Origin of the sequence: Candidatus Palauibacter scopulicola, assembly GCF_947581915.1 — a bacterium.
In the GTDB taxonomy this organism is placed as follows: Bacteria; Gemmatimonadota; Gemmatimonadetes; order Palauibacterales; family Palauibacteraceae; genus Palauibacter; species Palauibacter scopulicola.
On the sequence record NZ_CANPWG010000046.1, the window covers coordinates 27,457 to 47,496 of the forward strand.

Annotated in this window: 15 protein-coding genes, 1 pseudogene and 2 riboswitches; of the genes and pseudogenes, 4 read left to right on the forward strand and 12 right to left on the reverse strand. The window is 70.3% G+C overall.

From position 1 onward, the window contains the following. Together asd and RN743_RS08595 are read right to left on the reverse strand one after the other, a co-directional pair. Positions 1-1,122: an aspartate-semialdehyde dehydrogenase gene (asd, locus tag RN743_RS08590; RefSeq protein ID WP_310778928.1), complete on the reverse strand. Its 1,122-nt coding sequence runs from the start codon at positions 1,120-1,122 to the stop codon at positions 1-3. Continuing rightward, entirely contained in the window at positions 1,113-1,892 is a 780-nt protein-coding gene (locus RN743_RS08595; RefSeq protein ID WP_310778931.1) for a hypothetical protein, read from the reverse strand. Before RN743_RS08595 ends, asd begins: the two co-directional genes overlap by 10 nt. 96 nt (positions 1,893-1,988) lie before the next feature. Further along, positions 1,989-2,105, reverse strand: a riboswitch (SAM riboswitch). 118 nt (positions 2,106-2,223) lie between these two features. Further along, positions 2,224-2,349: riboswitch (SAM riboswitch) on the forward strand. 536 nt (positions 2,350-2,885) lie between these two features. Here RN743_RS08595 and RN743_RS08600 point away from each other — a divergent pair. Next, positions 2,886-3,914, forward strand: a complete 1,029-nt coding sequence (locus tag RN743_RS08600) for an alpha/beta fold hydrolase (protein WP_310778933.1) — start codon at positions 2,886-2,888, stop codon at positions 3,912-3,914. Positions 3,915-4,068: 154 nt separating this feature from the next. Here RN743_RS08600 and RN743_RS08605 read toward each other — a convergent pair. The 5 genes and pseudogenes from RN743_RS08605 to RN743_RS08625 form a co-directional block, all read right to left on the reverse strand. Next, a pseudogene (locus tag RN743_RS08605) lies at positions 4,069-4,461 on the reverse strand (redoxin domain-containing protein); the annotation flags it as partial. Between the two features lie 12 nt (positions 4,462-4,473). Beyond that, positions 4,474-4,728 carry a hypothetical protein gene (locus tag RN743_RS08610; RefSeq protein WP_310778936.1) on the reverse strand — a complete coding sequence of 85 codons (255 nt, stop codon included), beginning with the start codon at positions 4,726-4,728 and terminating at the stop codon, positions 4,474-4,476. Next, positions 4,725-6,335 carry a carboxylesterase family protein gene (locus RN743_RS08615; protein ID WP_310778939.1) on the reverse strand — a complete coding sequence of 537 codons (1,611 nt, stop codon included), beginning with the start codon at positions 6,333-6,335 and terminating at the stop codon, positions 4,725-4,727. Before RN743_RS08615 ends, RN743_RS08610 begins: the two co-directional genes overlap by 4 nt. 14 nt (positions 6,336-6,349) lie before the next feature. Further along, positions 6,350-6,691 (reverse strand): MGMT family protein, encoded by a 342-nt coding sequence (locus RN743_RS08620; protein WP_310778942.1) that lies wholly within the window; start codon positions 6,689-6,691, stop codon positions 6,350-6,352. An 84-nt stretch (positions 6,692-6,775) separates the two neighbouring features. Further along, complete coding sequence (locus RN743_RS08625) at positions 6,776-8,062, reverse strand: serpin family protein (protein WP_310778945.1); 1,287 nt, start codon at positions 8,060-8,062, stop codon at positions 6,776-6,778. 177 nt (positions 8,063-8,239) lie between these two features. On the opposite strand from RN743_RS08625, the gene RN743_RS08630 reads away from it, so the two are divergent. From RN743_RS08630 to RN743_RS08640, 3 genes are read left to right on the forward strand one after another with little or no spacing between them, the layout of a single operon-like run. Beyond that, positions 8,240-10,201 (forward strand): CocE/NonD family hydrolase, encoded by a 1,962-nt coding sequence (locus RN743_RS08630; RefSeq protein WP_310778947.1) that lies wholly within the window; start codon positions 8,240-8,242, stop codon positions 10,199-10,201. After that, positions 10,198-10,665: a hypothetical protein gene (locus RN743_RS08635; protein WP_310778950.1), complete on the forward strand. Its 468-nt coding sequence runs from the start codon at positions 10,198-10,200 to the stop codon at positions 10,663-10,665. The genes RN743_RS08630 and RN743_RS08635 overlap by 4 nt, the downstream gene beginning before the upstream one ends. Positions 10,666-10,689: 24 nt before the next feature. Then, positions 10,690-11,817, forward strand: a complete 1,128-nt coding sequence (locus RN743_RS08640) for a PLP-dependent transferase (RefSeq protein WP_310778952.1) — start codon at positions 10,690-10,692, stop codon at positions 11,815-11,817. 62 nt (positions 11,818-11,879) lie between these two features. Here the strand turns inward: RN743_RS08640 and RN743_RS08645 are convergent, their stop codons facing one another. Genes RN743_RS08645 through bla form a run of 5 tightly spaced genes read right to left on the reverse strand, consistent with a single transcriptional unit; the run spans position 11,880 to position 19,934 of the window. After that, positions 11,880-15,572: an FAD-dependent oxidoreductase gene (locus RN743_RS08645; protein ID WP_310778954.1), complete on the reverse strand. Its 3,693-nt coding sequence runs from the start codon at positions 15,570-15,572 to the stop codon at positions 11,880-11,882. Further along, the gene (locus RN743_RS08650) at positions 15,569-15,856 is read right to left on the reverse strand and encodes a sarcosine oxidase subunit delta (RefSeq protein WP_310778957.1); all 288 of its coding nucleotides are present in this window, start codon (positions 15,854-15,856) and stop codon (positions 15,569-15,571) included. Before RN743_RS08650 ends, RN743_RS08645 begins: the two co-directional genes overlap by 4 nt. A gap of 7 nt (positions 15,857-15,863) precedes the next feature. After that, a complete protein-coding gene (locus tag RN743_RS08655; protein ID WP_310778960.1) occupies positions 15,864-17,135 on the reverse strand; it encodes an FAD-dependent oxidoreductase in 1,272 nt (423 codons plus the stop codon). Positions 17,136-17,160: 25 nt separating this feature from the next. Beyond that, the gene (locus RN743_RS08660) at positions 17,161-18,468 is read right to left on the reverse strand and encodes an FAD-dependent oxidoreductase (RefSeq protein ID WP_310778963.1); all 1,308 of its coding nucleotides are present in this window, start codon (positions 18,466-18,468) and stop codon (positions 17,161-17,163) included. Between the two features lie 17 nt (positions 18,469-18,485). Next, positions 18,486-19,934: a class A beta-lactamase gene (bla, locus tag RN743_RS08665; protein ID WP_310778966.1), complete on the reverse strand. Its 1,449-nt coding sequence runs from the start codon at positions 19,932-19,934 to the stop codon at positions 18,486-18,488. Positions 19,935-20,040: the final 106 nt, after the last annotated feature.

The window sequence follows — 20,040 nt, forward strand, 5'->3', positions numbered from 1 at the left end:
TCAGGCCCGAACGCCGGGCCGTGAACTTCCGTGTACCTGGCCGATTCCTGCCGGTGCGGCACGCGGATCGGAGTGCCTCGCGCGCCAGCGGGCCTCTCGCGCGAGACACAACTCGGCATTGAGCAAACAGGCGCCGGCGGCGCCCCGGATGCCGTTGTGGGCGACCACGGTTATCGCGAGGTCGTGGGGCGGCGCGGCGCGGATTCTGCCCACGCTCGCCGCCATCCCGCCGGCCGCGCCGATGTCCAGGCGCGGCTGCGGACGGTCGGGTTCCGACCGGACGATGAGCGGTTGTTCGGGAAGCGAAGGCAGGTCCGGCAGAGATGGCGGGGCTCTGAACTCGCCGAGCACCCGTGCGGCGTCTCCGGGACTCGCGGGGGATGCGAGTTTCAGAAAGACGTTCGCGGTATGGCCGTCGAGCACCGGCACGCGGTTGACGCTCGCCGCCACGGGAATATCCGTCCCCAGGATCTTGTTGAGTTCCGGCTCGATCTTCTCCTCTTCACCGGGAATCCAGGGGATGGCGTTCCCCTCGATCTGAACGGAACCGACGCCCTCGAGGCCGGCGCCTGACACCGCCTGCAGGGTCACGACCGTGGCGGCCTCGATCCCGAAGGCCTCCTGCAAAGGCGCCAGGGCGAGCGCCAGCCCCGCCACCACGCAGTTCGGGTTGGCGACGAGGCGACCTCCCCCTTCCGACCAGGGCTGTCTCGCGGCGAGGGCCAGCGCCTGCGGGTTGACCTCCGGCACCAGCAGCGGCACGTCGTCCCTCAGCCGGTGAGCCGAGGCGTTCGTGCTCACGATGTGTCCGGCTTCCGCGAGCGCCGGCTCGAGTTCGCGCGCCACGCCCGAGGGAAGCGCGGAGAGCACGATGCGGTACTCCGGCGGTTCCGTGGCGACGCGGAGCGGCAGGTCGGCGGCCTCCGCGGGAGGATCTCCGCCCAGGCTCCAGCGGACCGCGTCGCCGTACCTGTCGCCCGCGCGCCTCCCGGACGCCGCGACGGAGGCGAGCCGCAGGGAGGGGTGCCCGTCCAGCATCCGGACGAGCCGCTGCCCGACGATCCCGGTCGCGCCCAGCACGGCCACCGGCAGGCGTTCATTCGACGGCTGGGTTACGCGCATCGGGCGCGCTCCTCCCCGCCGCGGACGGTGTCGGGCGGCGGGTCGCTCCTGCCGACCCAGGTGCCCGTCCCGCCGGGAGCCGCCACCCTGAAGGCGACCCGGTGGCGCTCCGCGAAGCTCAGCGCCCGGTCCTGGACGACTCCGGCGCCGGTTCGCCGGGCCTCGCTCCACGATGTCCGGCGGATCGGCTTGACGTGCGGGAACCGTTTCGGGTCGGCCGGGAAGATCCCATCCACATCCTTCACGAGACGGACCTCCGCCGCGCCGAGCGCGTGGGCCAGGAAAAGCGCCGTAAGGTCGGAGCCTCCTCGCCCGAGCAGCGACGTGATGCCCGTGGCGTCCACGCCCACGAATCCGGGCAGGACGATCACGTCGTGCGTGGCCAAGGCTGTCTCGATCGCCCGAGCGTCCACGTCCACCGGCTCGGCGGCCCCGAGCGGTCCCCGCGTGCGGATCGGCAGGCGCGAGAACGACATTCCCACCGCGCGCACGCGCCCCGTCACCAGGGCGAGGTGCAGCAGCGCGACGGACGCTTCCTCTCCGGTCGCCAGGAGCGACCCGATGAGATCGTCCGGGAGCGAAGGCGCAACTTCCCGTGCCGCGGAAAGAAGATCGTCGGTGGTGTCCCCCATGGCGGACACGACGGCCACGACCTTCGCGCCCCCGGCGACATCGGCCCGGATCTCCTCGACCGCCAAGCGATATGCGGCCGGACGCGCCAGCACGGACGAACCGAACTTGAGTACGTGAACGCGGCGAACTTCGCGCAATGAAACGCCTCCCCCCGAGTCTCGGTGCACACTCAGCGGACTCCGGAGAAGCGACGCCCTGGGAACTGCAGCTGCCGTGCAAGAAGCGCGGCGGGCGACTCATCTACCAACGGATTACATCCGTCGCAGGAGTTGGCACATCAGTGGAAGAGCCACCTTCCACAGGTTGCCCCGGTGTCGTCGGGCCTGTCCCTCGACCGGTCTCGATGAGCGTTGAGGCGCGGAGGCTACAGGGTCGTGGGCAGCGCGTCAAGTTTTGCGAGAGAAACCGGCGAGAAGCGGCCGCGCGCGTTTGTTGACGCGTGTGGCCGAAGCCGGCAGGTTCGGCCGCTACTCATCGAGACCGGCTGAGGGACGGGCCCTTTGAAGCCGGGGCAACCGGGGCACGCGCGGTCACGCGCATGCCCAGCGGTGCCAACTCCTGCGGATCCCCGAACACGGGTCCGAGAGATGAGCGTCGGACTCCCCACGGGTCGGTCGGCTGCTCCGGAGTTGGCGTCGCGAACCACAGACGCGAGCCAGGACGGAGGAACCGATTGAACGCCGTACTGCCGGAAGGCCGGAGGGGGACCGTCGCGATGCCGGCGGAGTGGAGCCCGGAACTGGAGGCCGGGATCGACGCCCGCTTCCGAGTGCGCTACGAACTCGCCGGACCCGAGGGCGCCCCGCTGCTCGTCGCGATGGGCGGGATCTCCGCCGACCGTCACGTCTGCGCCAACGCCCTGGATCCCGCGCCCGGCTGGTGGAGGAAGCTGGCGGGCCCGGGCCTCGCCATCGATACGAACCGCTGGCGGCTGCTCGCGGTCGACTTCCTCGGATCTCCGGGAACGTTCGAGTCCAGGGAGACGTTCGAGCCCACAGGGTCCTCCGACCCTTCCATGGGCTCCTCACCGGATCGGATTCATCTCACGCCCGCAGACCAGGCGGACGCCGTCACCGTCGCGCTGCGCCACCTCGGCGTCGAACGCGCCCACCGCATGCTGGGCGCCTCGATTGAACGCCGTACTGCCGGAAGGCCGGAGGGGGACCGTCGCGATGCCGGCGGAGTGGAGCCCGGAACTGGAGGCCGGGATCGACGCCCGCTTCCGAGTGCGCTACGAACTCGCCGGACCCGAGGGCGCCCCGCTGCTCGTCGCGATGGGCGGGATCTCCGCCGACCGTCACGTCTGCGCCAACGCCCTGGATCCCGCGCCCGGCTGGTGGAGGAAGCTGGCGGGCCCGGGCCTCGCCATCGATACGAACCGCTGGCGGCTGCTCGCGGTCGACTTCCTCGGATCTCCGGGAACGTTCGAGTCCAGGGAGACGTTCGAGCCCACAGGGTCCTCCGACCCTTCCATGGGCTCCTCACCGGATCGGATTCATCTCACGCCCGCAGACCAGGCGGACGCCGTCACCGTCGCGCTGCGCCACCTCGGCGTCGAACGCGCCCACCGCATGCTGGGCGCCTCGTACGGCGGCATGGTCGCGCTGGCGATGGGGATCCGCCATCCCGCCCATCTCGACGGCGTCGTCCTGATCGGCGCGGCACACCGCGGCCATCCCCAGGCCATCGGGATCCACGCCGTGCAGCGCTGGATCGTCGAGTTCGCGGATCGGCACGGTCGGGGGAGCGAAGGCGTGGCGCTCGCCAGGGCGCTGGCATTCACGACCTACAAGTCGGCGGCCGGGCTCGACGCCCGCTTCCCGCACGACTGGGAGTGGGAGAACGGTGCCCCGGTCTACGCCGTCGGCCGTTACCTGGAGAAGCAGGGACGGGAGTTTGCGGAACGGTTCGCGCCGGAGACCTATCTGACGCTGTCGGCTTCGGTCGACCTGTGCGACCTGCGCCCGGAAGAACTCGGCGTCCCCGCCTGGCTCATCGGGTGGGAGGAGGACACGCTGGTTCCGCCCTGGCTGCTACGGGAGACCGCAAGCCGGATCGGCGCGCCTTCGTACCTGCGGATTCTGAACTCCGACGCCGGCCACGATGCCTTCCTGCTCCACGCCCCCGACTACGAGGAGGCCCTTCGAGCCTCGCTCTGACGTCCAGGATGCGCGCTCAGAGCCGAATCCGGGACTCCGCCGTGCTTGCTGGGCAAGTTGCCCTCAGGTGTCGGCCCAGGGATCCAGGACGATCAATGCTATCACCGATGCAGAACACTCTTGCTGGAGAACGGACGACCGGCTTCGTAGGCGTCTACGAGTCGGATGGGGGGATGGCGGCGACGACCTCGGCCGGTTCGCCTCGGACGGTGTAGTCGGGGTCGGCGGAGACGTAGACGATCGTTCCGGCGCGGTCGATGACGAAGGTGGCCGTCAGCGGGAGTTCCCAGGACTCGTCGCCGTTGAAGCGCGCGAGGTCGATGCCGAGTCCGTCGCGGTAGAGCGTTCGCAGGTCGCCGTCGACGGTGAACGTCAGGCCGTAGTCGCGCGCCACGCCCAGCCCGAAGTCGAGCAGGACATCGAACTCGATGCCGTCCTCCTCGATCCACCCGCGGGCGAATTCTGGAAGCTGGGGAGAAAGCGTGACGAGGCGAGCCCCCTTGGCCGTGATCTCGGGAAGAACCGATTGAAGAGCAGCCTGCTCTTCGCGACAGTACGGTCACCACCGGCCCCGGAAGAAGCTGAGCACCACCGGCCCCCGCTTGAGGAGCGTCGCGAGCCGGACCGTGGGGCCGGCCACGCTCGGCCGCGCGAACAGCGGCGCCCGGTCGCCCACTCCCGGGATTCGGTCGAGGATCCCGGAACTCCGCAGCGCCTCCGTCCCTGCGGCCATGACCGCGGTCGCGGCGGCGGGGCGCACGGCCTCCTTCTCGGCACGGATCCCGGCGAGTCGCCGGTTGAGCGGCCCGCTCACGGCATCCCGGCGCGCAGGCGCCGTTCCCAGAAGTCGAGTTGGGCCGTGCGGAGTTTGCTCCCCGCCTCGACCATCGGCCCCAGCACGAGATGGGCCTCGGAATCGCGCGTGTAGGCCGGCCACGGCGGGAGTCCGGGGCCGTTCGGGTCCCCGTTCGCGGCGAAGTTCACCCAGTAGGAGGACATCGTCTGCGCCAACTGTCGGTCCACCGCCTCCCGTTCGCCGGGCCCGACGTTGCCGAAAGCGTACACGATCTCGGCCGCGTGGTACGACTTGAGATACTCCTTCGCGGGTCCCGGAGGCTCGTGCGTGAAGTAGTAGAGCCAGGCATCCGCGCCGGCGGTTTCCGACGCCCGCGCCCACGTCCGCATCTGGATCCCGAACAGGGCGTCGCCGCGGCTTCGCATGAAGGCGTCGAAGATCTCGTCCTCCTCCTTCACGGGATAGGCGTCGTTGAAGCTCTCCGCATCGTCGCCCACGCGGCCCGTCACCCACTCGCGCCACGCGTCGAGCGTCTCCGGCACGGATCTGGGAGACGAGAGCGAGGTCATCTCATCCGCGTTGAACCCGACGAGCACCGCGACGTGGTTGTGCGCTCCCTCGGCGAACGCCGTCGTCACGTCCGTCGGCAGCACCCAGCCGTCCACGTTCTCCGCCGTCCTGAAGCCCCGGCCGGCCGGCGACTCGAGCCCCGCCAGCACGCTTGCGGCGGAGAGTCTCCGCATCTCCTCCAGGGTCTCCGCCCCGAGCGCCCCGAGGAACGCCGCTCCGATCTCCTCGGCGGAGCGTCCGCCCTCCGGCGGCTCCGAAAGGCGCATCATGGGACCGAACCGTCCCCCGCTCTGTCCGATGGCGCGATGGAAGAGTCCCGCCGCCAGCGGCGTCGCCATCAGCGTGTTCACGCTCCACGAGCCGGCCGACTCGCCGAAGATCGTCACGCGCTCCGGGTCCCCGCCGAAGGCCGCGATGTTGTCGCGCACCCATTCGAGCGCGGCGACCTGGTCGAGGACGCCGTAGTTGCCGGACGAGCCGTGCTCCGACTCGGCCGTTAGGAGAGGGTGCGCGAGGTAACCGAACGCTCCGAGCCGGTAGTTGATCGTGACGACGACGGCGCCCTTCTCCGCCAGCGCCGTCCCGTCGTAGATGCCGGTGGAGCCGGACCCCCGCGTGAGCGCGCCGCCGTGGATCCAGACCATGACCGGCCGCCGTTCCGAGGCGTCGGCGGCCCCGGTCCAGACGTTCAGGTACAGGCAGTCCTCGGCCGTTGGGGCGGGAGGACCTCCGAAGAACGAGCCCGCGCCGTAGGGGGTCTGCATGCACTCCGGGCCGAAGCTGTGCGCGCGCAGCGTCCGCTGTCCCCACGCTTCGACCGGCTGCGGCGGCTTCCAGCGCCGGTCCCCCACCGGCGGAGCGGCGAACGGAATCCCCTTGTAGGAGCGGATGCCGTCAACGAGGACGCCGTTGACGTTCCCGCTGGCGGTCTCGACGCGGGTGTCCTGCGCGTGCAGCGGCGCCACGAAGCCGCCAGCGGCCAGGGTGGCCAGCAGGACGCGGGAGAATGTACGGGACAGCGCGCGGGACGGATGAGTGGGGAAGTCACGATGCATGCGATGCTCCGCAGTCAGGAAGGAGGCGAGGAGCTGGCCGGGGGCGGCATCTCCCCGTTCCAGCGGAAGCGCTTGAGCGAGATGCGTCCCCACTTGTCGAACTCCACCCCCTCGTTGGCCAGCAACTGGTACTGGATCATCTCGGAGTACGAGTCGCCGCGGGGGCTGATCTCGCCGCGCGCGTTGATCACGCGGTGCCAGGGGAGCGGCCGGTCGGAGGCATAGAGCGCGTAACCCACGAGCCGGGCCTGTCCGCCGAGTCCGGCGAGTTGCGCGACCTGCCCGTAGGTGGCGACCCGACCGGCGGGAATCCGGGCGACGACGTTGCAGATGCGCTCGTGGAGGTCCGAAGCCATGGCCGTGAATCTTGGGGAGAAGGAGCCAGCGGACAAATCCGGCAGTCCGTGGCGGGCCCCCGCGCCGGGGTTCGCCGACCGCGGTCAGCCTGCGGGCGGGCTCGCGAACTTCCCGGCGAAGAGGATCGTGCCCGAGAGGCGTTCCCGGATGAAGAACAGGAACGGACGGTCGGCCCGAACGACGGGACCGGCGCTCGTCACCACAATGACCCCGGTTGCGGCGGCCGCCTCGGTGCCCTCTTCGTTGACCTCGACCCAGGACTTCTGCTTCACGCTGGAAATCCAGAGGCCTCCGGCCGGCGAGAGTCTTGAGAGATCCGCCCGGTGATCGAACGCGTCGACCATGCCGAGCGCCCTCAGATCGTCGTTCAAGGTACGTTCGCGGGCCATGCGAAAGCGCGGGAGGAAGAGCGAAACATCGGTCTCGCGGAAGCTGTCGGCGATCTCCTCCCATTGCGCCGCGTCGAGAGACGCAGCGAGTTCGTCCACGCTCACGTCCGGCGCTGGAAGGAGGACCGTCATCGAGAACGCGCTGCCCCCGTACGGCAGGTCCACGGCCTGGAATCGGGCGTTCTCCTGATAGGGGAGGTCTCTCCGCAGGGTCATGAGCGGCACGGCCCGCGTGGATCCGTCATCCAGGTGGAAACGCTCGCTTCGCGTGTCGGACGGATCGAACTGGAACGTCCACGGAGCCTTGAAGTAGATCGCGTTGATCAGGTACATGACGACATTGCCGGGAATCGCCGCGGGAACGATGTCTTCGATTCGGCCGTTCGTCGCGGCTCTCACCCACTCGTTGATCCGGACGGACGCCGAGGGATCCGCGAAGTCGAGTTCCGCCACCTCGGCCTTGAAGCTCCCGCGCACGGCGGCCAGGAAGTCCGCATGCACCGGGAAGCCCCGCCGGGTCCACACCGAGTTCCCGACGGCCGTCTCGACGGCCGGGTCGAGACCGACGAGGAGTTCGAGCAGTGACGCGTAGGCGGCGTTGATCTCATCCTCGGCGAGGTCCCCGAACCCCAGCACGTCGCGCATCTGGCTCCAGGTCTCCCCGGCAGCCCCGTTCATGGTCATCCCGAGCGCCATGGACGCCGAGAAAGGCGACAGGAACAGGTTTTCGCCGGGGTGGTTGGCCTGCGCGAGGAGGCGGAGGGCGAACCGGTTCCCCGCCCCGATGACCTCGACTTCCGCCGGGCTCAAGTCACGCGGAAGCCGGGTGATCTCGTCCACGCCCCCTGGCGGACCCGTGAAGGATTCCCCGCATCCCGCGGCCGCGAGCACGAGAACGGTCCGCAGGCCAATGAACCGGAGGCGGCGCGCGCCGGATCGGGCGCGGGGGCAGCCGGATGCGGATGTTCTCGCCTCGGTCATTGTCGCTGCTCATCGTTCGGTGAACGGTAGCCCGGCAGAGAGCCGGGGTCTGGAGATAAGACGATCTGACGCGCGCGGATGTGACACCCACCCTCTCCCTGCGGGCGCGCGCTTGCGTCCGTGGATGGCGAGCCGTTGAATCCGTTGGAAGTCGAACAGGAGGAGTTGCGAACAGCCATGAACGAAACGGGACATCATCGGATTCTGCGTGTCCGACCGGGGGCGACGATGGTGGTCGCCCTGGCAGCCGGTTTCGCCGCCTGCTCAGACGATGGAGGCGCGCCCCCGGGGCCGGTCGCCGACGGCCAGAGCGCGGCGGGCGCCGGGGCCGCCCTCCATCGGTTCGCGCCGGACCCGGCCAATCCCTGGGAGGTCCCCGAGCCGGAGCACGAGGTGCGGGTCGAGACCGATCTCATGGTGCCGATGCGTGACGGGGTTCGCCTCGCGACGGACCTCTACCTGCCGGCCGAGCCGGCCGACCGGGGCGACCGCCTTCCCGTCGTCATGATCCGGCTGCCGTACGACAAGGCATCCTATCGGGCCGGCGCGATCTCTCCGGCGCAGTTCTTCGCGGGACACGGATACGCCGTCGTCGTCCAGGACGTGCGCGGCAAGTACGCATCGGAAGGCCGTTATCTCCTGTCCGCCGCGGACCGGGAGGACGGCTACGACGCGGTCGAGTGGGCCTCGACGCAGTCCTGGTCGAACGGGAAGGTCGGGACGTTCGGCTGCTCCTACCTGGGGGAGAACCAGACGCAACTCATGGCGCAACGCCATCCGGCGCACGCCGCCGCGATCCCCCTGGCGGCCGGCGGGGCGGTCGGATCGGCCGGCGGACGGTACGGCTACTTCGGCATCTTCGAGGGGGGCGCCTTCGGGCTCTCCGCGAGTTTCGGCTGGTTCCGCGGCAACGGCCGCAAGCGGCCGGGGGGCGAGCCGCCGCCTCCGGTCGAGATGTTCGCCGCGCTCCGCGAGCTTCCCACCATCGACCTCATGCGGAAGTATGGTCCGCCCGACCGGGACACGGACTGGGAAGAGGTCATGAGCACGCCGCTCGCCGACGAATGGTGGGACGGACTCGGATACCTGAGCGACGCCGACCGGTTCGACACGCCGGCGCTCCACGTGAACTCGTGGTACGACCTCGGCGCCAACGAGACCCTCCAGCAGTGGCGGATGATGCAGGAAAACGCGCTGAGCGACCGGGGCGGCGCGCACCAGTACGTCATCCTCTCTCCCACCAGCCACTGCATGTCCGAGCGCGCGACGGAAAACACGATGGTCGGGGAGGTCGACTTCGGCGACGCCCGCCTCCCGTACCGTGCCCTCTACCTCGCCTGGTTCGACCACTGGCTGAAGGGCGCGGACAACGGGATCACGGACATCCCCCGCGTCCACTACTATGTGATGGGCCGGAACGAATGGGCGTCCGCCGACACGTGGCCGCCCGCCGGGGCCGAGATGACCCGCCTCTATCTCCGCAGCGGGGGCAACGCGAACACGAGGCTCGGCGATGGCGTCCTCTCCGCCGAGGCCCCCGGCGAGGAACCTCCGGACCGGTTCACATACGATCCGGCCGACCCCGTCCCCTCCCGCGGCGGATCCGTCTGCTGCACCGGGAATCCGGACGACCAGCCCGGCGCGTTCGACCAGTCCGATATCGAGGAACGCGAGGACGTCCTCGTGTACACCGGCGATCCGGTCGGCGACGGCGGACTCGAGATCGCGGGCCCGCTCGAGGCGCGGCTCTACGTGAGTTCAAGCGCCCCGGACACCGACTTCACCGTGAAGCTCCTCGACGTGCATCCCGACGGACGGGCCATCAACATCGTCGAGGGCATCATGCGGGCGCGCTACCGGGACGGATACGAGGAACCCGCGATGATGGAGGAGGGCCAGGTCTATCCCGTCCGGGTGGACCTACATTCCGTGGCGCACTGGTTCGCGCCCGGCCACCGCGTGCGGGTCGAGGTCTCGAGTTCCAACTTCCCCCGCTTCGACCGCAACCTGAACACGGGCGGCAACAACTATGACGAGACGGAGTGGGAGGCCGCGGAGAACGTGATTCACCACGCCGGCGATCGGGCATCGCACATCGTCCTGCCCGTCATGCTGCCTGTCACGGAGAGAGGCGGATGACCCAATCCGGATCGCCGCCCGGGGGCTCTCGTCCCGATCTCGACGAAGCGGTCGAAACGTGGTCGCGCATGAACGACGCCTCGATCCTGCGCAGCGTCGCCGCCGTCATCCTGGGGTTCGTCGTGCTGACGCTGGGCTCGGTGCTCACCGGCCGGCTGCTGCTGTCGCTGTTCGGGGTCGACCCGGGGGCGGCCCCCGGAGCCGAGTTCATCTTCACCAGCCTCGGCGTGCGCCTCGCCGTCACCGTCCTGGCAGGCTTCCTCGCGGCCCTCACGGCTCCGCGCGCGCCCCGGCTCCATGCCGGCGTCCTGGCGGCGATCCTCGTCTTCTTCAGCCTTGCCTCCCTCGCCGGCCTCTCGGCCTCCGGCGACCCGTACGGCCCCGCAGGGTACCCCATCGCGATGCTCGTCATCGGCCCCGCCGGCGTCCTCATCGGCGGCGCGCTCCGGTCGCGTCGCCGCTAACCCGGACCCCCTGAAAGGTCGGAAATGCGAATCGAAACGCTGGCGGTGAAGACGGGCATGGAGCCGGATGGGGGGAGCCGGGCGATCGCGCCCCCAATCACGCTCTCGACCACCTTCGAGCGCGGGGAGGACGGATCGTACCCCGGGGGATTCGACTACTCCCGCTCCGGAAACCCCAACCGGCGAGCGCTGGAGGCGGCACTGGCCGCGCTGGAGGGCGGGCCGGAAGCCGTCGCGTTCCCCTCCGGGATGGCGGCCACGTTCGCCGTCATCTTCTCGCTCTCGCCGGGGGATCACGTCGTCGCGGCGGACGACGCGTACTACGGGACCGGCGTCCTCCTGCGGGATTCGTTCGCCGAGCGCGGCATCGAGGCGAGCTTCGTCGACATGACCGACCTGGACGCCGTCCGGGCCGCGATGCGGCCGAACACCCGCCTCGTGTGGATGGAGACGCCGTCGAACCCGCTCATCCGCATCTCCGACATCGAGGCGCTCGCCGGCATCGCGCGAGAGGGCGGGGCGGTCTCGTGCTGCGACAACACGTGGGCGACGCCGCTCCTGCAGCGGCCGATCGATCTCGGCGTGGATCTCGTCATGCACTCCACCACCAAGTACTTCGGCGGCCACAGCGACGTGACCGGCGGCGCGGTGATCGTGCGCGAGCCGGGCGGGACCCTCGAAGCGCTGCGGAAGATCCAGAAGGACGGCGGCCTCGTGCCCTCGCCCTTCGACGCCTGGCTCACGCGGCGCGGCCTCGAATCCCTCGCCGCGCGCATTGCCATGCACTGCGCCAACGCCATGGAGATCGCCCGCTTCCTCGCCGCCCACCCGCGCGTCGAGCGGGTCTACTATCCCGGCCTGGAGGACGATCCCGGACACGCCCTCGCCGCGCGCCAGATGTCCGGCTTCGGCGGCATGCTGTCCTTCGACGTCGCGGGCGGCCGGGACGAGGCGTTCGCGGTCGCGGCCCACGTGAAGGTCATCGCCCGCGCCACGAGTCTCGGCGGGACGCACTCCCTCATCGAGCACCGGGCGTCCGTCGAAGGACCGACGACGCGGGCCCCGGAGAACCTGCTCCGCATGTCCGTCGGCCTCGAACACCCCGACGACCTGAAGGAAGACCTGGACCGGGCCCTCGCCGCCTCCGCCTGAGTTCCCCGCCCGCGGGCTCGGCTGTGCCTCTCGGCCGCCCAAGACGTTCCCGCGGGAACGTCTCAGCTCTTCAGCGCGCGAAACCAGTCGGTGAAGATCCGCTCGCCCGCCGGGCGGAGTCCCGCGTGGCGACCCGATTCGAGGACGGCCTCGACGAAAGTCTGTGCATAACCGCGGCTGCATGTGAGGAGGACGGCGTCGTCGCGCCACGTCACGACCTGGCAGGGGACGTGGAGGACGGGCCCCTGGGTCAGGAACGGTCGGGCCCGCGCCGGGTCGAAGAGGTCGAGGCTCGTGACGCTCTCCAGCACTTCCGGGACGGCGTCGCCCAGCAAGGCGAGCCAGCAGTGGGAGTCGGTGGTGTCCGTGTAGTGCGGGCCGTCCGGCCTGGCGGGCGCCGCGCCGGGTCCGACGTGCCAGATCGAGGCCTGCGTGCCGTTCATCCGGTTGATCATCAACCCGTTTCGGATCGCGACTTCTCCCGGCGTGCGCGGTACGTCGAGGCCGAACGGCTGCACGGTCGCGATGTCCCGGTGCTGGACGTCCCAGCGCGCGCGGTGGCTGAGGTCGATGAGGCAGGCCTGGCGCAGGGCCTCGGTGGGGGCGCGGTCGGATTCGTAGTTGAGCACCACGTTCCAGCCGGCCCGGCGCTCGGTGCGGGCGGGCGCGGCGTCGAAGCGGACCGGAGACCGGCGATGGGCTGCGGGCGCCGGCTGCGATGGCACCTCGACGGACCGGGGCGGGCGCCCTTCGGGGGCGATTCGCAGGCGCTGCCCCTTCGGATCGTAGAAATGGGGAGGCACCACGGTCGCGGCCGAACGCATGGCCCGCCGGCCCGGCGACTCGTACAGGTCGAGCGAACGGCCCCGCTCCGCCAGCCGGTCCTCGACGAGGGCGAGTCCGTACTGCCAGCCCAGCGTCTCGCTGTGCCGCGTCGTGCAGACGAAGCCGGCGATCCGCTCCCCGTCCACGACGAGCGCCCCGTCCTCGGGCCGGTGGGCGACGACGTCGTCGTCGATCCGCAGTCCGACGAGCTTCAGCCGCCCGGACTGCGCCTCGCAGTGGCGCAGCGCGGCGGCGCCCACCTTGCCGGAGGCCGTGTCCTCGCGGTCCCAGAGCCAGCCCATGCCGATGTCGAGGAGGGTGACGCGCTGCTCGGACTCCGTCCCGATGATCACGTGTCCCTTCTCGGCCCGCAGGCAGTTCTGCGCTTCGAGCCCGAACGGGCGAATGCCGAACTCGGCCCCGGCCTCCCATAACAGGTCCCACACGTACCGGGCGTAACTCGCACCCACGTGCAGTTCGTAGGACAGCTCGCCCACGAACCCGAGGCGCAGGCACCGCGCCGCCACGCCGTCCCCGACCTCGATCTCCCGGCAGCCGAGGTACGGGAACGCCTCGTCCGACAGATCCGCGCCCGTGATCTTCCCCAGCACCCGCCGCGCGTTCGGCCCGGCCACGTTGATGGAGGCGAGGGCGTCGGTGAGGTTGACGAGGTTGTAGTCCCACCCGTCGTACCGCGTGTGGAAACGGAGCCACTCGACCGTGGTTCCCGCCCGGTTCGAACTCGTCGTGAAGTAGAACTCGTCCTCACCCGTCCGCACGACGACGCCGTCATCGATGATGTTGCCGGTGTCGTTGCACATCGCCGAATACGTGCAGCGTCCGGGCCGGGCCCGCGTCATGTCGGAGACGTAGACGCGCTGCAGGGCGCGCAGGGCGTCGGGCCCCCAGATCCGGAACTTCCCCAGCGGCGAGCTGTCGAGGAGGCCGACGTTCTCGCGCACGTTGCGGATCTCCTCCAGGCACTCCCGGTCCTCGCTGAAGTAGCGCGCTCTCAGCCACGGCCCCGCGCGGCGGAACACGGCGCCCCGCGCGGCCTGGTCGTCGTGGAGCGGGGTCCGCTTGTGAACGTCGTGGGCCGGGCCCGCGAGCGTCGCGAGGGAAGGGGGGATGACGGGTGGACGCACCGTGGTGGCGGCGAAGCTGCCGACCGGCCGCCCCGCGATCTCGGCCATCGCCATGGCGAGGTTCTGGCCCGGCACCCGGTACTGTCCCGGCCCGAGGCCGAAGTTGCCGAAGCGCTTCGCGAGTTCCGGCACGTCGAAGCCTTGGGCGGCGCATTGGGCCGCGTTCTTCCACGTGCCATCCTCGTCGAAGTCCAAGAACGCCTTGCGGCCGGGGGCGAGACGCGGTCCGGCGGCGGGTCCGCGGACGATCGATGAGCCCCGGGCGGGCCCCGGCAGGTCGGCCAGGCGCGCGCGCTCCCGGGTCAGCACCCCCGCGACGCTCGCGCCGCACGCCGCGGCGGCCTCGAGCCCCGCGATCCGCCCTGAACAGGTGAGCGCCTCGAGATCGGTGAGCCGAAGGATGCCGCCCGCGGCGAACACGTCGGGCGGGAGGCGCTCGAGCTCGAAGGTCCGGGTGCGCTCGCCGTGGCGGAACCGCGCCCCGGCGCACGAGAGGACCCCGATGTCCGGCTGCCGCCCCGCGCTCGCCACCAGCACGTCGCACGCCACGCGCAGCGAGTCGCCCGCGCCGCTATCCGCCGAGCCGCTCCCCGCCCGGGCCGCCACCTCGACGCCCCGCACCCGGCCCCGCCCGCGCACGCGCGCCGCGGCCCATCCCGGCCGGAAGTCGATCCCCGCGGCCGACAGGGCGTCCACCAGCTCCGGGTCGTGCCCCCCGCGCCGGGCGTCGGCGACGACGCGCACGTCCATGCCGAGCGCGACCAGATCCGCCGCCGCCTCGAGCCCGAGGTCGTCGCCCACGCTAAAGGCGGCGGCCGCGCCCGGCCGGACGCCGTAAGTCCGCGCGAGCCGGATCGCCGTGTCGACCTGCATCACGCCCGGACGGTCGTTGTGCTCGAACACGAGCGGCCGCTCGATCGAGCCCGTCGCGACCACGATCGCTCGCGCGCGGCACTCCCAGTGCGATTCCCCCCGCCCCCCTTCGGACGCGTCCGATCCGGCAAGCTGGAAGCCCGTGAGCAGGTTCTCGCCCCAGATGCCCGTGACCGGGGCGTGCCGGAACACGCGGATCGAGCCCATCCCTTCGACCTGCTCGACGAGGGCCGACACGTCATCGGCGAGCGGGCGACCCTGCCGCACCCGCCAGTCGAGATGTCCGCCCAGCCACGGCCGGCGCTCGAACAGGCACACCCGCAGGCCGCGCCGTCCGGCCTCGAACGCCGCCGACAGCCCCGCCGGGCCGCCGCCGACCACCGCCACGTCCGCGTGCAGGTAGCGCTCCACACGCTTGATCGCGCCCGCCCGCACTCCCCCGTCCGCCCGCTCCACGGCGTCAAGCCGCAGCACGCCCAGGCCGGCCAGCGTCCGCATCCGCTCCTGAAAGAACCGGGCCGCCCACGCGGGGCGGTGGAAGACCCGGTAGTAGAAGCCCGCCGGCATGAACCGGTCGAGCCGGTCGAGAAGGCCGAAGGCGTCGAACCGCGGGTCGCCGCGCACGTTCTGCGCGCCGACCTCCATCCCCGCGCGCAGCGGCGTCGTCCCCGCCGACTGGTTCGGCACACCGTCGATCGAGACGAGCTGGCTCGACCCTTCCCCCTCCAGGTCGTACAGCCCCCGGGGCCGGTGATACTCGAAGCTCCGGCCGAAGGTGCGGACCCCCGCGCCCCAGAGCGCCGACGCCACCGTATCTCCCTCGAATCCTTCGAGCGTGCGCCCGCACCAGCGGAAGCCGAGCGGCCGGGAGCGGTCGATCCGCTCCGTTGGGGACGGCGGCAGCCGGCTCACGACGAGTCTCCCAGGCTCGCCTCATCCTCGCCCGCCCCGCCGCCGGGCCGCGTCTCCCGGTTCGTGGCCGGGTCGCGCCACGTCGAGAACCAGACGCCGCAGCCTGCCGCGTGGTGCCACCACTCCTCCTGCGGCTCCGGGCGGTTCATGCGGAACTGCGCCCAGCGGAAGTGCGCCTCGGCGGCATCTGCCTCGGCTGGCCTCGGTCCCCGCTCCGGCCCTCCGTACGTGAACTCGTACACGTCGCGCTTCCCGCACACCGGGCACATCAACCGGAACGTCACGGCGTCGTCAGTCCCACTGTCCGTACTTCATGGTCGTGGCCGTCTCCCCCATGTGCCGGTTCTCGAGGAAGCGGCGCAGCGCGAACGGGCGCAGGATCTCAGGCGCCTCCTCGCGCGCCATGAACTCGGCCATGTACTTCCCCGCCACCGGGCCGGACTTGAAGCCGAAGTATCCCCATCCCACGTCGAGGTAGAGCCCCTCATGGGCGAAGTTGCCGTCGAGGATGGGTGCCATGTCCGGCGTCATGTCCGCCAGCCCCGCCCACACGCGCAGAAAGCGCACCCCCTTCAGACACGGCATGAAGTCCGTCAGCGCCTCGGCCTGGTGCTTGAAGTAGCCCGCCGTGACGTCCGTCGTGTAGTTCACCTGCGGGTCCATGTGCGCGCCCGTCGCGATCTCCCCCTTCAGCGTCTGATTCGCGTAGACGTGGTACGCCCCCGAACTCACGACGTGGTGCAGGAAGGGCTTCAGCGGCTGCGTGACCATCGCCTGGATCGTGAGCGGGTTCACCGGCAGTTCGATGTCGAGCATGGCCGCGACCGCCGGTCCGTACCCGCCGGCCATGATCCCCAGCTTCCGGCAGCCGATCGGCCCCGCGCTCGTCCGCACGCCCGTCACGCGCCCGCCCTCCGTGTCGATCCCCTGAACCTCCACGCCCTGGTGGATCGAGGCTCCGTGCAGGCTGGCGCCCCGGGCGAGTCCCCACACCACCGCGTCGTGGCGCACGACGCCCCCGGGCGGGTGGTACATGCCGGCCTGGATCGGGTGCGCGGGCCGGTCCGACACGTCCAGCGCCGGGACCAGTTCCTTGCACTGCGGCGGATCGAGCAGTTCCGAGCGCACGCCGCAGAAGTTCGCCGTGTTGATGGAGAGCCGGAACGCGGCCACCGCCGCCTCGCTGTGCGCGAGGTTGAGGTTGCCGCAGTTGTGGAACATGAGGTTGAAGTCGAGTTCGTCCGTGAGGATGGGCCACAGCTTCAGCCCCTCGTCATAGAGCGGGACGTTCTCCTGCGTGCGCTGGTTCGCCCGCACGATCGCGGTGTTCCGCCCGGAGCCCCCGAAGCCGATGTACTGGCTCTCGAGCACGGCGATATCCCGGACGCCGTGGTCTTTCGCGAGGTAGTAGGCCGTGGCGAGCCCGTGGATGCCGCCCCCGATGATCACCACGTCGTAACGGCGGCGGAGCGGCCTCTCCTCCCACAGGCGGCCCGGCCGGAACACGCCCTCCCCGAGCGCGGACTTCAGTCTCCCCAGCCTCCCCAGCGCTCCAGGGCTCACGGCACGCGGGTCGACGCGTGGAGGGTCAGCCGATGACCGAGTAGGACGAATCCGGGTTCATCGTCCGCAGCCGGCTGAAGAACCCGAGGTCACAGTCCCGTCTCGTATACTTCATATGAAACCGGACCGGATCGGCGTCGTGGTCGCGCCCGCCCTCGACCTGCTCGATGAGTTCCGCCATGAGCTGCCCCGCGACCGGCGCGTTCTTGAACTGGTTCCCCGACGTCCCCACCGCCATGTAGAAGCCGGGCAGGTCCGACTTGTCATAAATCGGGATCCAGTCATCGGAAACATCATAGAGGTCGACGAGCCCCTGCCGCGCCTCCGGCACGGGGAGTCCCTTCACCCGCTGGGCCTCGCGCAGGACCTGCGTCCTCCACTGATAACTGAACGTATTGTCATAGTCGTCCGGGTCTTCCACCCACTCCAGATCGTCGCAGGGCGGGTCCTCCGAACCGATCAGGATGTGGTTCCCCACTTCCGGCCGCGAATAGCACCCGATATCGCTGTCCGAGATCAGCATCCCGACGACGTTATAGTCGACGCCCTCCGGCGCGGGTACGTGACAGACCTCCTGCTTCAGGGCGCGCGTCTTGATGTTCATCCCCTCCTCGACCCCCGCCATGCGGTTGATGACGAAGGAGTGAGGCCCGCCCACGTTCACCACGACCGGCGCCCGCACCTCGGACCCGTCCTTCAGGCGGACGCCCGCGACCCTCCCGTTCTCCCGGAGGATCTCAGTCACCTCCGTGTTGAAGCGGAACTCGCCTCCGTGCGCCTCGCACCCGAGTTGAACGTTGTGGCAGCAGAGTTGCGGGTCGTTGATGTAGCCGGATTCCGGGATGTAGACGGCCCCGGCCACGTTCCCGCCCGTCGGCCGGCCGAACGCCGGGTCCTCCTCCGTCACGGGAGGGCCGAACTGCCGCGTGTCGAGGACAGAGAGCTTCTCGCGCATCCCCTCCGCGTCCAGGTCCTCGTAAGCGACGTGGAGTTCGCCGAGACTCTCCTTCACCCGCTGCAGGTAGTGGTTCTTCTCCGTCTTCGTGACGAGGCAGCCGGTGTTTACGTAGCGCGCGAGCCCGGAGGGGTCCGGCACGCCGACGTATTTCCCCCAGTCGAGCCAGTAGAAGTAGGACTCGCGCGCCATGGCGACGCCGTCTGGCGTCGAATAGTGGAGCCGGATGATGGCGCAGGTGTTCGAGGTCGAGCCGTACCCGGCGGCGGGGAGCTTGTCGACGTTGAGCGTCCGGAACCCGCGCTTGGCCAGCTCGAACCCCGTGCAGACGCCGATGACGCCGGCGCCGATGATGATCGCGTCGTAGTCCCTGGACATTGCCGTTCCCACCCGTCTCAGCCGCCGATGCGCTCGTACACCGCGTGCGAGACGCGCTCGTTCCCGTCCGCGTCCGTGCTCCGGTACTCGTTGTCGATCCGGTTCCCGTCCTCGGACAGGACGTTGATGATGACCTGCGTGACCTGGCCGTCCCGCCGGCTCGTGATCCGGTTCGTGTAACGGTCGACGACCTCCACCGCCGTCTCGACCCCGTCCCGTCCCGTCACGGGCCGGAATTCGCCATCGAACATGGTATCGTAGCTCCACTTCGCTTCGCCGCCGCGGGCGTTCGTCGACTCCACGGTGATCTTCATCCCCCCGTCTCCCCACGGCTCGTACGTCATGACGTTGATCGCCGGGGCCGGCGCGTTGGAGCGCAGCTTCCACACGCCGTAGCGGGGGTTGGCGCGGTCCGCGGCCGGATCCGCCGGGGTCCCCGGGTTGAACAGGAAGTAGTCGTAGATCGCGCGCGAGATCTGGGCGATCGTCGCCTCGCGCGCCGGGACCGAACGCTCCGAGTCCTTGACGAACACGACCGTGATGACGTGCCCGGCCCCGTCCGGAAGGTAGATGTACCCGACGTCGTTGGTGGTCCCGCCGATCGTCCCCGTCTTATGGCCGACCGGCGTGCCGGGCGGCAGCACGCCCTTGATGCGGCCGGTGCCCGTCTGGACCCGCAGCATGACGTCTTTGAAGACCTCCGTGTTCTTCGAGCCCAGCGCCTTCCCCGCCCAGGTCATGGCCAGCAAGTGTGCCATCGCGCGGGGCGTGGACGTGTCGCGCGCATCGGTCGAGAAGGCCTCCCGCGCCGCCGCGCGCTCGGCTGCCGACACGTCGGCGGCCCGTCCCCGGAACTCCGACATCGAGATGCGGCCGTCCGCGGGCGTGTCGACGCCGGAATAGTCTCCGATCAGCGACGAGGTCGGCCGGTCCACGCTCAGCCCGTCGACCTGCAGTTCCGCCATGCGCGCGTTCACCGCGTCGGGTCCGCCGGCTGCCGTGAGGGTGAGGTCCGTCGCGCTGTTGTCGGAGATGAGGAGCATCAGTTCCATCAGGTTCCGGAGCGAGAGCGCCACGCCGGGGTCGTCGAACAGGTTCGAGATCGTGCCGCTGCCCGGATGGATGTCCGCGGGTTCGAGTTCGACCATGTCCGCCAGCGAGATCTCGCCGCGGTCGACCCGGGACAGGAGTTGCACCGCAATCGGGACCTTGTAGGTCGAGGCCATGGGGAAGCGCTCGTCCTCGTTGAACCACACCGCGCGGCCCGTCTCGATGTGGACGGCGCCCACGCCCACCGTGCCACCGCTGCTCGGCGCCAGGCGTTCGATCTCCGCCAGGAGACGGCCGAGGCCTGGGTCCCCCTCGGGCGTGACGGACTGCGCCGCGAGCGGGACGGTGGCCAGAATCCCGATGGCCAACGTCGTCGCGGCAAGTCTCGTGAACGAATGTCGTGTCCGGACGCGCATCGATCATACTCCGTGGTTCGTTTGAGCTGGGTCCCGCTCCAGCCGGTACGGTAGCCGTTGCGGAACGCGGGGACGAGACCACCCGGGCCGGGTCGCCCGCAGGGCC